Origin of the sequence: Paenibacillus pinisoli (genome assembly GCF_003605435.1) — a bacterium.
Taxonomy (GTDB): Bacteria; Bacillota; Bacilli; order Paenibacillales; family Paenibacillaceae; genus Pristimantibacillus; species Pristimantibacillus pinisoli.
Genome location: NZ_QXQB01000018.1, coordinates 1 through 552 on the forward strand (window position 1 = coordinate 1; position 552 = coordinate 552).

At 49.8% G+C, this 552-nt stretch carries 1 tRNA gene and 2 rRNA genes; all 3 read right to left on the reverse strand.

The features are described from left to right. Positions 1–116 (reverse strand): 23S ribosomal RNA (locus D3P09_RS27300); the annotation flags it as partial. A 164-nt stretch (positions 117–280) separates the two neighbouring features. Beyond that, positions 281–356, reverse strand: a tRNA-Ala gene (locus tag D3P09_RS27305). A gap of 124 nt (positions 357–480) precedes the next feature. Then, positions 481–552: ribosomal RNA gene (locus D3P09_RS27310) — 16S ribosomal RNA — on the reverse strand; the annotation flags it as partial.

The window sequence follows — 552 nt, forward strand, 5'->3', positions numbered from 1 at the left end:
GGAAATCCCCGGATCAAAGCCTGCTTACGGCTCCCCGAGGCGGTATCGTTGTTCGCCACGTCCTTCTTCGGCTCCTGGTGCCTAGGCATCCTCCGTGCGCTCTTACTAGCTTAACCTAGTATCGCTGACTTAAAGCCAACGTTTAAATCATGCTAAAGGATGTTTCAGCAGAAGTTTTTCTTCTCATCCGAAGATAAGAATCAAACACTTCTTGTTACTTTCGTTATCCAGTTTTCAAGGAACAATAGATGGATCAAGCTTTCCCTTTCAGGAAACTTGTTGGTGGAGCCAAGCGGGATCGAACCGCTGACCTCCTGCTTGCAAGGCAGGCGCTCTCCCAGCTGAGCTATGGCCCCAGGCAAATTCCATCAAAGCTGAACAAATGGGGTTCACGTCTGGCGCTTTCGCGCAATTATCCGCACATTTTGGAAACTTTCGTTTCCTGTATCCGAACCTCATCGGGTTCGGGTATATCCTTAGAAAGGAGGTGATCCAGCCGCACCTTCCGATACGGCTACCTTGTTACGACTTCACCCCAATCATCTACCCCAC